We start from the raw sequence: 13,443 nt of genomic DNA, 5'->3' as shown, positions 1-13,443 counted from the left end.
GGGTGGGGGGGGGTGTCGTGGGGGCGGGTCGCCACCACGGGTCAGAACTCGGCGTCGAGCTCCACGATCTCGTCGGGCTCTCGGGCCGCCTCGGCCGCCCAGTGCCGCATGTCGTCGAGGGCGAGGACGCGGTCCACGTAGCGGGTGCTGGTGGGCGTGATCTCCACGCCGTAGGTGACCAGGCGGGTGCACACGGGGGCGTACATGGCGTCGGCGAGGCCGGGTCGGTCGCCGAACAGGAACGGACCCCCGGAGAGGTCGAGGCAACGGGCCCAGATCTCCTCGATGCGATCGATGTCGGCCCGGGCACCGGTGAAGACCTTGAAGTCGTGGTGGCGGGCCTTCAGGTTCATGGGCATCGCCGAGCGCAGGCTGGCGAACCCCGAGTGCATCTCGCCGCTCACCGACCGGCACAGCGCCCGGGCGGGCTGGTCGATGGGCAGGAGGCCGGCGTCGGGGAGGCGTTCGGCGAGGTGCTCGCCGATGGCGAGGGTGTCCCAGATGGCCAGGCCGTCGATGTCGAGGCGGGGCACGAGGAAGGACGGCGACATGAGCAAGAGCTCGTCGCGGGCGGACGGGTCGTTGCTGTCGACGACCTCGACGTGGACGTCGAGCCCTGCGAAGCGGCACATCAGCCACCCGCGCAGGGACCACGAGCCGTAGTTGCGGCTGTTGATGGTGAGCGTCGCCTCGGGCACGAGATCCATGGTCGACGGTCAATGTGACGGGAGATGGAGGCCTTCGATGAACGCACTGTTGCGATCTGGCGCCATCTCGTCGACGAGTGCCCCGAGGTCGTGACATCGCGCTCGTGGCGCGGCAGGCTGCCAGCGCCACCGGCGTCGGTGGCGTCCCTTGTCGCTCGATTCGTGCAGGTGACGATGCTCTACGAGCTCTACCAGGCCCACGCCGATGCCCTCGCGCCGATGCGGGTGGCGGCCCGCATGTCGGCCCGGGGCCTGAAGGCCCTGCCGTTCGGGCTCGGCGATCAGCCGGCGGTGCGCTCGATGTGGGCCGCCCAGGAGGTCTTCGCCGACACCGAGCTCACCCACGTGCGACGCCCGTTCGCCATCGACGCGGTGCCCACCCCCACCGGGGTGGTGGACGTCGTCGAGGAGGTGGTCGACTCGACGCCGTTCGGTCATCTGCTCCGCTTCGCCAAGCCGATGCCCGACCCGGGGCCGCGGGTGCTGGTGCTGGCGCCGTTGTCGGGCCACTTCGCCACGTTGCTGCGCGACACCGTCGTCACCTTGCTGCCCGATCACGACGTGTACATCACCGACTGGGTGAACGCTCGGGAGGTGCCGCTCGCCGCCGGTCGGTTCGGCTTCGACGAGTACGTCGACCACGTGGTGCGCTTCCTCGGCGTGCTCGGCCCGGGCGCCCACCTGCTGGCGGTGTGCCAACCCTGCGTGCAGGGCCTCGCCGCCACCGCGGTCATGGCCGAGGCCCGCGACCCGAACGTGCCCCGCACCCTCACCTTGATGGCCGGGCCGATCGACACCCGGATCAACCCCACCAAGGTGAACGAGCTGGCCACCAGCGTGCCGATCGACTGGTTCGAGCAGAACGTGATCGCCACCGTGCCGTGGCGCTTCCCGGGGGCGGGCCGGCGGGTGTACCCGGGCTTCCTCCAGCTGACCGCCTTCCTCGCCATGAACCCTGGCCGGCACCTCAAGAGCCACTTCGAGCTGTACACCGCCCTCGCCGACGGCGAGGTGTCGGCCGCGGCCACCACCCGCGACTTCTACGACGAGTACTTCGCCGTGCTGGACCTCACCGCCGAGTTCTACCTGGAGACCGTCGAGCGGGTCTTCCAGACGTGGGAGCTGGCCCGCGGGGAGCTGCGGGTCCACGACCGCCCGGTCGACCCGGCCGCGATCGACCGCACCCTGTTGCTCACGGTGGAGGGCGAGCGCGACGACATCTGCTCGATCGGCCAGACCATGGCCGCCCACGACCTGTGCTCGGGGTTGAGCCCCCACATGAAGCAGCACCACCTCCAGCCCAACGTCGGCCACTACGGGGTGTTCAGCGGTCGCCGCTGGGAGCGCCAGGTCTATCCGCGCCTGCGCAGCCTCATCGCCTCGCGGGAGTAGGCGCGCGGGACCGACCCAGCCAGGGTGGCGCGCCCGCGCCCGGGCTCGCACCCTGGCGCCGGCAACAGCAATCCCTGGTCTTTCGACGAGGCATGGGTCATGCTCGTGCGCGACGACGATCGAAGAGGTCGAGCCATGCCGGTGTTCCCGACGATCACGCACGTCGCGCTGACGGTCACCGATCTGGAGCGGAGCGTGCCGTGGTATCAGCGGCTCTTCGACGCCGCTCCGGCGCTCGACGAGGACACCGGCCCGTTCCGGCATGTGGTGTGGTCCGTCGGCGACACGCTCGTCGGTCTCCATCAGTTCCCCGACGGCAGCAGCGACGCCGCCTTCGACGAGCGACGACCTGGCCTGGACCACCTGTCCTTCGCGTGCCGGGACCGGGCTGCGCTTCAGGAGTGGGCGGAGCGCCTGGACGAGCTCGGCGTCGACCACGGCGGCATCGTCGACGCCGGTTACGGCTCGGGCCTGTCGTTCCGGGACCCCGACAACATCGCGCTCGAGTTCTTCGCGCCCCCGGCATGAGCGACGCACGGGTCTTGCGCGTCGCCGCCGTCCAGGCCACCCCGGCCTACCTCGACCGGGAGGCGACACTGGCCCTCGTGGCCGAGCACGTGACCCGAGCCGGCGCCGACGGGGCCGACCTCGTGGTGTTCCCCGAGTCGTTCGTCCCCGGCTACCCCGACTGGTTGTGGCGCCAGAACCCGTGGAGCGACGGCGAGTGGTACGCCCGCTTCCAGGACCAGTCCGTCGAGGTGCCCGGCCCCGATCTCGACGTGGTGTGCGCCGCGGCCCGGGATGCGGGGGTCTGGGTGGCACTCGGCGTGACCGAGCGGGTCCGGTCCGGCACCCTCTACAACTCGGTGGTCTACGTCGACGACGCCGGCACCGTCGCCGGTGTGCACCGCAAGTTGGTGCCCACCGGGGCCGAACGGCTGGTGTGGGCCAACGGCCAGGGGCCGGTGCTGACCGTCGTCGACATCGGCGGTGTTCGCGTCGCGTCGCTGATCTGCTGGGAGAACTACATGCCGCTGGCCCGCGCCGCGCTCTACGACAAGGGCATCGACGTGCTGCTGGCACCGACGTGGGACAACAGCGACGAGTGGGTCCCGACGCTGCGCCACATCGCCAAGGAGGGGCAGGTGTACGTCGTGGGGGTCACCGCTCTGCTCGCCGGGAGCGACGTGCCCCGGGACCTCCCGGGAGCCGACGAGATCTACGGCGGGGCCGACGACTGGATGTCGAAGGGCAACACCACCATCGTGGCGCCGGGCGGTGAGGTCGTCGACGGCCCGCTCACCGGGTCGGCCGGGGTGGTGACCGCCGACCTCGACATCGCGCTGGTGGCTGCCGGTCGCCGTGCCTTCGATCCGTCGGGTCACTACTCGCGCCCCGACGTCCTCGAGCTCGTCGTGCGCGACTGACGGACGCGGCCGGCGACGCCATCCGGGTGCTCCCTGTCCCGCTCGGTCCCGGCCGCCCGCCGCCCCGAGCCGGTGGCGGACCCGGCCCTGACGCGGTCACGGCCCGACGATGCTCTCCGAGCGGTCGGCGCCCTCAGCGGGTCCGTCGGCGACGCGTCCCGCCCCGTGAACCGAGGGCGGTGACGGCGAGGTCGACGGCATGGGCGAATGTGTCGTCGACCGGGTCGGGGAGGCCGAACCCCCCGCGCAGCTCGAGGTCGACGAAGCCGTGCAGCAGGGCCCGTACCGTGCGCACCGCGTCGATGGTGGCCTCCGGGGCGAGGCCGAAGCGGTTCATCACCTCGACCGGGGCGGCGATGGCGGTGGCGAAGTCGGCCGCTGCCTCGGGTTCGGCGGCGGGGTCGGGGGCCGGGAGCATGGCGGCATAGAGGCCGGGGTGGTCGTGGGCGAAGCGCCGGTAGGCTACGGCGACCGCCCGCAGGGCCGCCTCGGGGCTGGCGCGCCCGGGTGGATGGCCGCTCGTCGTCCCGGCGGTCGCAGAGGCGGCGCGGGCGGGCGTCTCGGGCGCCTCAGCGTCCGCGTCGGCGGCGGCCACGGCGTCGGCCATGGCCGCACCCAGGCGGCGGGCGCCCTCGCGCCCGAGCTCGCGTCGCAGGCCGTCGAGGCCGGCCACGTGGGCGTACAGCGACGGAGCCTTCACCCCCAGGGCGGTGGCGACAGTGGCCAGGGTGACGGCATCGAGGCCATCGCGGTCGGCCACGGCGGCGGCGGCGTCGACGACGTCGGCGAGGCCGAGACCGACCTTGCGCGCCACCTCAGACCAGGCCGGCGGCGCGGCCGGGTTCGGGGGCGTCGGCGCTCCGGCCGGTCGGGGCCTCAGGGCCGGGGCGGCGGTGCGCGCCCACACCGCGCCGCTCGGCCACCCGCTGGGCGATGGCCGCGTTGACGACCTCGAAGTCGTGGGCGGTGCCGTCGTCGAGCATCCGGCGCAGGGGGCGGACCAGCAGCCCGGAGAACGACTCGCCGTGCACCAGTCGGGTGCGCCCGTCGCCCAGGTCGGTGAGCTCGAATCGGTGGCGCCCGTCGAAGAGCCCGGGAACCCCGAGGCGCCCCAGCCACTCGAAGGCCACGCCCGGCTCGGCCTCGGTCACCGTCGGGCGGAAGGTCATGCCCCCGCCCTGGGTCGGTTGCATGCGCAGGCGGAGCTTCTCGCCGAGGCGCCCGTGGCCGTCGGTCTCGACGATGGTGGGGTTCCACTCGGGGTAGGCGGCCACGTCGGCGACCACCGCGTAGACCTCGTCGGGGGTGGCGTCGATGTCGATCTGGGTGCGGATCTGGTGGCGCATGACGTGGTCCTCTCGGGTGCTCGTACGACGGGCCTGTTCCTCGAGCGCTACTGCCTATTGCTCATAGGCAGTGTGCCTAAGAGGCATAGGCATGTCAAGGCGACGTCGCTCCCGCTGATTGTCATAGGGTCGTGCCACCGGGCACGGGGAGGACCAGATGCGCAAGGTCGTGGCATTGCTGGTGGGGTCAGCCCTCGTCGTGGTCCTGGCGGCCGCGCCCGCCGCGGCGGTGGCGCCGGTGGCGGTGGACGACGTGTATTCGACGCGCGCCAACACACCGTTGGTGGTGGCGGCGGGTGAGGGGTTGTTGGCGAACGACTTCGATGCCGATGGTGATGCGTTGACGGTGATCTCGTTCACGTCGGCGACGGACGGGGTGGTGAACCCGTCGCTGGATGGGTCTTTCTCGTACACGCCGGATACGGGGTTCGTGGGCACCGATGGGTTCACGTACACGATCTCGGACGGGGTGGAGGTGGCGTCGGCGACGGTGACGATCTCGGTGACCAACGAGGCGCCGACGGCGGTGGACGACGTGTATTCGACGCGCGCCAACACACCGTTGGTGGTGGCGGCTGGTGAGGGGTTGTTGGCGAACGACTTCGATGGTGATGGTGATGCGTTGACGGTGATCTCGTTCACGTCGGCGACGGACGGGGTGGTGAACCCGTCGCTGGATGGGTCGTTCTCGTACACGCCGGATGCGGGGTTCGTGGGCACGGATGGGTTCACGTACTCGATCTCTGATGGGGTGGAGGTGGCGTCGGCGTCGGTGACGATCTCGGTGACCAACGAGGCGCCGACAGCGCTCGACGACCTCTACCTGACACCTCCCGACACGCCGTTGGTGGTGGCGGCTGGTGAGGGGTTGTTGGCCAACGATTCCGATGGTGATGGTGATGCGTTGACGGTGATCTCGTTCACGTCGGCGACGGACGGGGTGGTGAATCCATCGCTGGATGGGTCGTTCTCGTACACGCCGGATGCGGGGTTCGTGGGCACCGATGGGTTCACGTACACGATCTCCGATGGGGTGGCGACGGCGTCGGCGACGGTGACCATCCAGGTGAGGGTGAACACCCCGCCGGTAGCGGTCGACGACGACTACGAGGTGCACGCCGGCGAGGTGCTCACCGTCGGTGCCAGCGAGGGGGTGCTGGCCGACGACACCGACGCCGACGGTGACCCGCTGGCCGTGATCGCGTTCGACTCGGCGACCGATGGCACGTTGGACATCGCGGGCGACGGGTCGTTCACCTATACGCCGGATGCGGGCTTCGTGGGGACCGAGACGATCTCCTACACGGTCTCCGACGGGTTCACGACGGCCACGGCCACCATCACGATCACCGTCGAGGGTGAGCCCCAGGCCGCCGCCGAGCCGGTGTGCACCGCCGACGGCGGCACCATCGAGGTCGCCATCGGCGACGAGTCGGTCGAGACCTACGACGTGGCCATCGACGGGGTCGTGGTTGCCGAGGGCGTGGATGACAGCGACGGCGGCGTGCTCACCTTCGGCCCCTACGCCGACGGGGCGCGGACCGTCGTCGTCACCTGGCTCGAAGGGGCACGCGCGATCCTCGACACCGAGGTCACCGTCGGGTGCCCCGACGACCCCCCGCCGACCACCACCCCGCCGACCACCGCCTCGCCGTCCACCGCCTCGCCGACCACCACCACGGCGGTGGCTGGCGCCGGCGACGCGGCGACCCGAGGTGGGGGCGCTGTCCCGGCCGACGCGGTGCGGGTGACCCCCCGCTTCACGGGCTGAGCTCCGCCGAGCGGTTGAGCCGGCACGGCGCGAGCTGAGCGGCCCGGGCCGGTCGAGGGGCGCCAGGCGACGGGGTGACGGATCGCGAGTCGACGACCACGCCGCGTCGTCGTCGGAGCGCCGCGTCGGAGTGCCTCGCCGATCCTTCGTCGAGTCGTCGCCGGCCGTCCACGTCGGCGCAGCCGTGGCGCCATTCGGGTGCGGTGGACTCACCGTCGTCCACCGACAAGGGAGTCCAGGCCCATGTTCCGTCTTCAAGGCCAGCGTCGACGCTGGTTCCGCCCCGCCGTCGCCGCCACCGCGGTCGTCGCTGTCACCGCCGGCTCGCTCACGCTGCCCGTGGCCGCCGCCCGTCCCGACCACGCCGGCCAGCGGGGTGGTCCTGCCCACGCCGCTCGCCCGGATGCGACCTTCGCCCACACCGGCTCGTTCTTCATCACCGAGAACCTGTTCCCCGGCGACGATCCCATGACCGCCACGTCGGCCGAGATCGTGGACGTCACCCGCGACGGCCGTACCGCCATCTACACCGACGGCCTCACCGGACGCCTCGGCTTCGTCGACATCTCGGATGCGGCCAACCCCCAGCCCCTCGGCGCCATGGAGCTCCCCGGCGACCCCACCAGCGTGGCCGTGCACCGCGGCTGGGCGCTCGTGGCCGTGAACACCAGCACCGACTTCGTGAACCCCAGCGGTGACCTGCTGGTGATCGACATCGCCAGCCGTCAGATCCTGCGCACCATCCCGCTCGACGGCCAGCCCGACTCGGTGGCCATCGCCCCCAGCGGCCGCTACGGCGCCATCGTGATCGAGAACGAGCGCGACGAGGACCTCGACGACGGGATCCTCCCGCAGCTGCCCAGCGGCTCGCTGCAGGTCCTCGACCTCGCCGGCCAGCCCAACCGGTGGAGCCTGCGCACCGTCGACCTCACCGGGCTGGCCGACACCGCCCCGACCGACGCCGAGCCCGAGTTCGTCGACATCAACCGTCGCAACCAGGCCGTGGTCACCCTCCAGGAGAACAACCACCTGGTGATCGTCGACCTGCGCACGGCCCGCGTCATCAACGACTTCAGCGCCGGCACCGTGTCGCTCGACCAGATCGACACGGTCGAAGAGAAGCTGGGCCCCCAGCGCAACGGCCTGATCGAGCTGACCGGCTCGCTGACCGACCGTCGTCGTGAGCCCGACACCGTGAAGTGGGTCGACCACGACACCTTCGTCACCGCCAACGAGGGCGACTACGAGGACGAGGACGGGGTGGAGGGCGGCAGCCGCGGCTTCACCCTGTTCAACATCGACGGCACCGTCGAGTACGACAGCGGCAACACCTTCGAGCACCTGGTGGTACGCCACGGCCACTACCCGGAGGGCCGGTCCGAGAACAAGGGCGCCGAGCCCGAGGGGCTGGCCGTGGGCCACTACCGGGGTCGCACGCTGCTCTTCGTCGGCGCCGAGCGGGCCAACGTGGTCGGCGTCTACGACGTCACCTCGGGCACGCCGCAGTTCGTGCAGATGCTGCCCACCGGCATGGGCCCCGAGGGCATGCTGCTCACCGACGACGGCACCTTCGTGGTGACCGCCGAGGTCGACGGGTTCGACGAGGACCCCGAGGACGTGTTCTCCGCTCGCCCCTTCATCACCCTGTTCCGTCCCGGTGCGCCCACCTACCCGCAGCTGGTGAGCAGCGACGAGGGGGCCGGCACGCCGATCCCGTGGGTGGCCATGTCCGGCCTGGCCGGCGACCCGAACGACGCCGGCACGGCCTGGGCGGTCAGTGACTCCTTCCTGGCCCAGTCCTGGCTGTACCGGGTGGACGTGAGCTCCTCGCCGGCGGTGATCACCGAGCGCATCGCCGTCGGCGGCGTGGGCGTCGCCGACCAGCTGACCGGCGACTTCGATCTCGAAGGCGTCGCCGTGCGCCCCGAGGGCGGCTTCTGGCTGGCCAGCGAGGGTCGGGTCAACCCCGGCAGCTCGCGCCCGAACCTGCTGGTGCGCACCGACGCCACCGGCGCGGTGCTCGACTCGGTGGCGTTGCCCGCGTCGTTGGTGGGCAACGCCACCAGCAGCGGTCTCGAGGGCGTGGCCGTCACCGGCACCGAGGCCGGCGGCGACGAGGTCGTGTGGACCGTCGTGCAGCGCAGCTGGGCCGACGACGCCGCCGGCCAGGTGAAGATCGGTCGCTACGAGGTGGCGACCGGCACGTGGGCCTTCGCCGCCTACCAGCTCGACCCGGTCGAGTCGCCGGCCGGCGGTTGGGTGGGCCTGTCGGAGATCACCGTGCTCCCCGACGGCCGGGTGGCCATCGTCGAGCGTGACAACCAGCTGGGCCAGGAGGCCCGGATCAAGCGCATCTACGCGGTGGATGTGGCCGCCACGGCCTTCGTCGAGCACGGCCAGCCGCTGCCGGTGGTCACCAAGACGCTGCTGCGCGACGTCCTGGCCGACCTCGATGCCGCCAGCATCGCGGTGCCCGACAAGCTCGAGGGCCTCGCCGTCACCGCGGACGGCCGGGTGCTGATGGTCACCGACAACGACGGGGTGGACGAGAACTACGGCGAGACCGTGTTCGTCGACCTCGGCGACGTCTCCGAGGCCTTCGGCCTCGACTGAACCCCCCAGGGGCCGCCGCCGACCGCGACGACGCGGTCGGCGGCGGCGACCCCTGCGGGGGTCCACCCGGCGGGTGGCAGGGCCCGGGCGACCTCCAGCGCCCGGGCCCTGCCGCGTCCGCCACGGGCACGTGGCGGATCGCCAGTCGAGGACGAGCGACGACCGCGCCACCGCCCGGAGCGACGGCGGCTCGTCCACGGCGCCCAGTCCCTGGTCGCGGTCGACCGCTGGAGCGGTGCCATCGGATCGGATCCGGGCACGGGCCTGTGTGGGCGTCTGGCCCCGCCGCCGCGAGCCACACTGGGTCGCATGGGGATCGAGGACGAGGTGCTGGGGCTCGAACGCGACGGGTGGGTGGCGCTGTCGAGCGGGGGCGAGGCGGCGGCGACGTTCTACGGGGAGGTGCTCGCCGACGAGGTGTGCTTCCTGCTCCCGGGTGGGATGGTCATCGACGACCGGGCCGAGTTGGTGCGTTCGATGCAGGACGCACCGTGGACGTCGTTCGAGTTCGCCGACGAGCGGGTGCTGGTGCTCGGCGACGCCTCCGCCGTGGTCGCCTACCGGGCCACCGCCCAGCGCGACGGCGGCTCGTACACGGCGCTGTTCACCAGCAGCTACCGCCGTGTGGACGGTCGGTGGCGCCTGGTGGTGCACCAGCAGACACCGGTCTGATCAGGGGTCGATCAGCCCTCGATCTGATCGGGTCCCGCCCGTGCAGTGGGTCGTGCGCTCGCCGGGCCGAGCTCGTGCGTCTCACCGCGGAGTCTCGCCGCCCGGCTGCCGCGTCGGGGCCTGTAGGGCCGTCTCACCGACGGAACGTGTTCCCGTCTCACCGGGGGCCGGGCTCAGGAGGTGGGGGTGCCGTCGAAGGTGCCGGGGCCGAGTCCGCCGAGGGCGGCGACGGTGCGCTGGTAGGAGTCCGACCCGGGGGCGGCCCGCCGGACGACGAAGGGGCCGCGCTCGACGTACGTGGGGGTGTAGCGCACCGCCTGGGACCAGGTGCCGTCGGGGTTCTCGGTGAGATCCACGTGCACCAGCACGCCGTCGTTGCTGGCCGTCGGCGTGGCCGGAGCCCCCTGGTTGGAGAGCAGGTTGCCGGTGCCGTACACCACGTACTCGTCGCCGATGCGCTCGGCGGCCTGCACCACGTGCACGTGCTGGCCGATGAGCACGTCGATGTCGGGCGAGGCCAGCAGCTGGGCGGCCTGGGCCCGCTGGGTGGCGTTGGGCAGGTGGACGTACTCGTCGCCCCAGTGCATCTCGACCACGACGAGCTCGGCCCCGGCGGCCCGGGCCGTGGCGGCGTCGGCGAGGATGGTGTCGATGTCGATCAGCTCGACCAGCCACGGTTGGTCGGCGGGCACGGGGATGCCGTTGGTGCCGTAGGTGTAGGCCAGGTGGGCCAGGCGCACGCCGTTCACGTCGTGCAGGCGGGGGGTGGCGGCCTCCTCGGCCGAACGGTTGGTGCCGGCGTGCCCCAGGCCCACCCGGTCGAGCTGGTCGAGGGTGGCGACCACCCCGGCGGGTCCCTGGTCGAGCGAGTGGTTCGACGCGGTGGAGCAGGCGTCGAAACCCACCGCGGCCGCGGCGTCCGCGATGTCGCGTGACGAGTGGAACATCGGGTACCCCGACAGGCCCTGGTTGTCGGGCGAGAGCGGTGCCTCCATGTGGCAGATGGCGAAGTCGGACCCGGCGATCTCGTCGGCGATGTCGGCGAACATCGGGGTGAAGTCGTAGGTGCCGCCGCCGTAGGCGAGGGCCTGGCGTTGCACCGGCATGTGCAACAGCAGGTCGCCGGTGGTGAGCAGGCTCAGCGAACGCGGGGGCGGCGCGGTGGTCGTGGTGGTCGCCGTGGTCGGCGGGGTCGTCGACGTGGCGGTGGATGCGGTCTGGTCAGCGCCGAGCGTGGTGCCCGCCGGGGCCCCGGTGCTCGCATCGGAGGAGCAGGCCGCCCCCACGATGAGGAGGAGGGCGGCCAGCAGCGCGCCGGTCCGACCTGCGACCCGCCCGGGTCGGCGTCGGTCGGATGGGGGAGGCCGCATGGCGACGACCGTAGCGAGCAGCGTCGCGTTGCCACCGTCATGCCCCGGGGCTGGGCTGCCGCCGTCAGGCGTTGGTGTCGGCGGCGAAGGCGTGGGCCAGGCCGTCGAGCACGATCTCGAGACCGAAGTCGAACTCGGCGGCGAAGTCGTACCCCGGGACCATGACGTGGTGCACGGTGAACTCGGCCAGGTACGGGAACTCGTCGGCGGGCAGCGCCTCGTGCATGGCCGCGGCCAGCTCGGCGGTCCCGGCGGGCTCGTCGAAGGGCAGGGTGATCTCTTCGAGGGCGAAGCCATACACGTAGGCGTCGAGCAGGGCCAGCGCGTGGCCGGCGAGGGCGAGGGAGAAGCCGCTGCGGCGCATGGTGCCGAGGACCGTGTCGTGGTGGCGCAGCGTGGCCGGGCCGGGTGAGGTTCGGGTCTCCATGAGGGTGACCGCCCAGGGGTGGCGCCGCATGGCCGCCCGGGCCGATCGGGCCCGGTTGCGCAGGGCGGTGCGCCAGTCGAGGTCGGGGTCGTCGAGGTCGGGCAGCTCGATCTCGGCGAAGACGGCGTCGACCATGCCGTCGAGCAGGTCGTCCTTGTTGGCCACGTGGTTGTAGAGGCTCATGGCCTCCACGCCGACGGCCTCGCCCACCTTGCGCATGCTCACCGCGTCGATCCCGTGCTCGTCGGCCAGGGCGAGGGCGGCGACCACGATCTGGTTCCGGTCGATGCCGGCTCGCCGGCCGGTGCGGGTCGTGCGGGGCGGCGGGTTCGGGGCGGCGGCGTCGCTCGGCTCGGTGCCGGCCATCGGGGACCTCCACGAGTAGGGGTTGACAGACGTACAGTGTACGTGTTCTGTTTACGTACGTCGTAAGCATACGCTGTACGTCAAGAACGGAGCTGCCACCATGACCGACACCAGAGCCACCGCCACCGCCACCGCCACCGCCACCGTCGCCACGCGGCGCCCGGCCATCGGCGCGACCAGCGCCATCGACGGGGCGACCAGCGCCATCGACGGCGTGACCGCCCCCGCCGACCGCGCGACCGTCACGGACTCCCCGTCCGACGTGGCCCCCACCATCGCCGACGCCCCAGAGGACCGCACCGTGCCCACCGACCAGCCGAAGCCGCTCCCGGCCACCATGGCCGCGGTGGTGCGCCACCGCTACGACCTCGACCCGCACCGGACCGTGGAGGTGGACGCCCTCCCCGTCCCCGAGCCGGCCGACGGCGAGGTGGTGGTGCAGGTGAGCGCCGCCGGGCTCGACCGGGGCCAGTGGCACCTGATGGCCGGTCGCCCCTACCTGATGCGGGTCATGGGGTTCGGGATCCGCCGACCCAAGGAGCCCCAGCTGGGCCTCGACGTGGCCGGCACCGTGGTGGCGGTGGGCGGCGAGGTCACCGGGTTCGCCGTCGGCGACGAGGTCTTCGGCCTCGGCCACGGCACCTTCGCCGCCTATGCCCGGGTGCCGGTCGCCAAGCTGGCCCATGCGCCCGCCGGCGTCTCGGCCACCCAGGCGGCCGCCCTGCCCGTCTCCGGGCTCACCGCCCTGCAGGCGGTGCGCGACCGGGCGAAGGTGCAGCCCGGCCAGCGGGTGCTGGTGATGGGCGCCTCCGGAGGCGTCGGCTCCTACGTGGTGCAGATCGCCAAGGCGTTCGGCGCCGAGGTCACCGGGGTGGCCAGCGGGTCCAAGGTCGACCTGGTGCGGGCCCTGGGCGCCGACCACGTGGTCGACCACACCACGACCGACGCCCTCGACGGGTCGGTGCGCTACGACGCCGTCATCGACACCGGTGGGCACCGGCGCCTGCGCGACCTGCGCCGGGCCCTCACCCGCTCGGGACGGCTGGTGATCGTGGGTTCCGAGACCGGCGCCAAGGTGCTCGGCGGCATGCAGCGCCAGCTGCTGGCCACCCTGTGGTCGCCGTTCGTGAGCCAGACCATGGGCACCTTCCTCTCTTCGGAGAACGCGGCCGACCTCGACGCCCTGCGCGACCTGGTGGAGTCCGGCGCCGTGGTCCCGGCGGTCGAGCGCACCTACGCCCTCGACGAGGTGGCCGACGCCATGGCCGCCCTCGCCGCCGGCCGGGTGCGGGGCAAGGTCGTCATCGAGCCCTGAGCCGGCCAGGGCGCGGCCGAGCCCCACGCACGGCACC

The 13,443-nt window shown here is 72.3% G+C and carries 12 protein-coding genes; 7 read left to right on the top strand and 5 right to left on the bottom strand.

What is annotated here, in order from left to right:
* Positions 1-41 precede the first annotated feature (41 nt).
* Positions 42-707 (bottom strand): glutathione S-transferase, encoded by a 666-nt coding sequence (locus LUW87_RS08975; protein ID WP_232670799.1) that lies wholly within the window; start codon positions 705-707, stop codon positions 42-44.
* A gap of 174 nt (positions 708-881) precedes the next feature.
* On the opposite strand from LUW87_RS08975, the gene LUW87_RS08970 reads away from it, so the two are divergent.
* The 3 genes from LUW87_RS08970 to LUW87_RS08960 all read left to right on the top strand — a co-directional run bounded on the left by LUW87_RS08970 (position 882) and on the right by LUW87_RS08960 (position 3,526).
* Entirely contained in the window at positions 882-2,099 is a 1,218-nt protein-coding gene (locus LUW87_RS08970) for a polyhydroxyalkanoate depolymerase (protein ID WP_232670890.1), read from the top strand.
* A gap of 135 nt (positions 2,100-2,234) precedes the next feature.
* Positions 2,235-2,627 (top strand): VOC family protein, encoded by a 393-nt coding sequence (locus LUW87_RS08965; protein ID WP_346742428.1) that lies wholly within the window; start codon positions 2,235-2,237, stop codon positions 2,625-2,627.
* Positions 2,624-3,526, top strand: a complete 903-nt coding sequence (locus LUW87_RS08960) for a carbon-nitrogen hydrolase family protein (RefSeq protein ID WP_232670797.1) — start codon at positions 2,624-2,626, stop codon at positions 3,524-3,526. The genes LUW87_RS08965 and LUW87_RS08960 overlap by 4 nt, the downstream gene beginning before the upstream one ends.
* A 133-nt stretch (positions 3,527-3,659) precedes the next feature.
* Here the strand turns inward: LUW87_RS08960 and LUW87_RS08955 are convergent, their stop codons facing one another.
* Together LUW87_RS08955 and LUW87_RS08950 are read right to left on the bottom strand one after the other, a co-directional pair.
* Entirely contained in the window at positions 3,660-4,340 is a 681-nt protein-coding gene (locus LUW87_RS08955; RefSeq protein ID WP_232670796.1) for a TetR-like C-terminal domain-containing protein, read from the bottom strand.
* 1 nt (position 4,341) lies between these two features.
* Positions 4,342-4,872, bottom strand: coding sequence for an SRPBCC domain-containing protein (locus LUW87_RS08950; protein WP_232670795.1), 531 nt, complete (start codon positions 4,870-4,872; stop codon positions 4,342-4,344).
* A gap of 157 nt (positions 4,873-5,029) precedes the next feature.
* Here LUW87_RS08950 and LUW87_RS08945 point away from each other — a divergent pair, with 157 nt between their 5' ends.
* The 3 genes from LUW87_RS08945 to LUW87_RS08935 all read left to right on the top strand — a co-directional run bounded on the left by LUW87_RS08945 (position 5,030) and on the right by LUW87_RS08935 (position 9,928).
* Positions 5,030-6,643, top strand: coding sequence for an Ig-like domain-containing protein (locus LUW87_RS08945; RefSeq protein ID WP_232670794.1), 1,614 nt, complete (start codon positions 5,030-5,032; stop codon positions 6,641-6,643).
* A 243-nt stretch (positions 6,644-6,886) separates the two neighbouring features.
* Entirely contained in the window at positions 6,887-9,256 is a 2,370-nt protein-coding gene (locus LUW87_RS08940; protein ID WP_232670793.1) for an esterase-like activity of phytase family protein, read from the top strand.
* Positions 9,257-9,565: 309 nt separating this feature from the next.
* Positions 9,566-9,928, top strand: coding sequence for a nuclear transport factor 2 family protein (locus tag LUW87_RS08935; RefSeq protein ID WP_232670792.1), 363 nt, complete (start codon positions 9,566-9,568; stop codon positions 9,926-9,928).
* A gap of 173 nt (positions 9,929-10,101) precedes the next feature.
* On the opposite strand, the gene LUW87_RS18775 is transcribed toward LUW87_RS08935, so the two are convergent.
* Together LUW87_RS18775 and LUW87_RS08925 are read right to left on the bottom strand one after the other, a co-directional pair.
* Complete coding sequence (locus LUW87_RS18775) at positions 10,102-11,298, bottom strand: CapA family protein (protein ID WP_283250876.1); 1,197 nt, start codon at positions 11,296-11,298, stop codon at positions 10,102-10,104.
* A 64-nt stretch (positions 11,299-11,362) separates the two neighbouring features.
* A complete protein-coding gene (locus LUW87_RS08925; protein WP_232670791.1) occupies positions 11,363-12,091 on the bottom strand; it encodes a TetR/AcrR family transcriptional regulator in 729 nt (242 codons plus the stop codon).
* 337 nt (positions 12,092-12,428) lie between these two features.
* Here LUW87_RS08925 and LUW87_RS08920 point away from each other — a divergent pair, with 337 nt between their 5' ends.
* Positions 12,429-13,406, top strand: a complete 978-nt coding sequence (locus LUW87_RS08920) for an NAD(P)-dependent alcohol dehydrogenase (protein WP_430300534.1) — start codon at positions 12,429-12,431, stop codon at positions 13,404-13,406.
* The last annotated feature ends 37 nt before the right edge of the window (positions 13,407-13,443 follow it).

This window comes from Rhabdothermincola salaria (assembly GCF_021246445.1).
GTDB lineage: Bacteria > Actinomycetota > Acidimicrobiia > Acidimicrobiales > Acidimicrobilacustridaceae > Rhabdothermincola_A > Rhabdothermincola_A salaria.
Note: the sequence above shows the minus strand (reverse complement) of the source record. Positions and strands in the feature narration are given on the sequence as shown.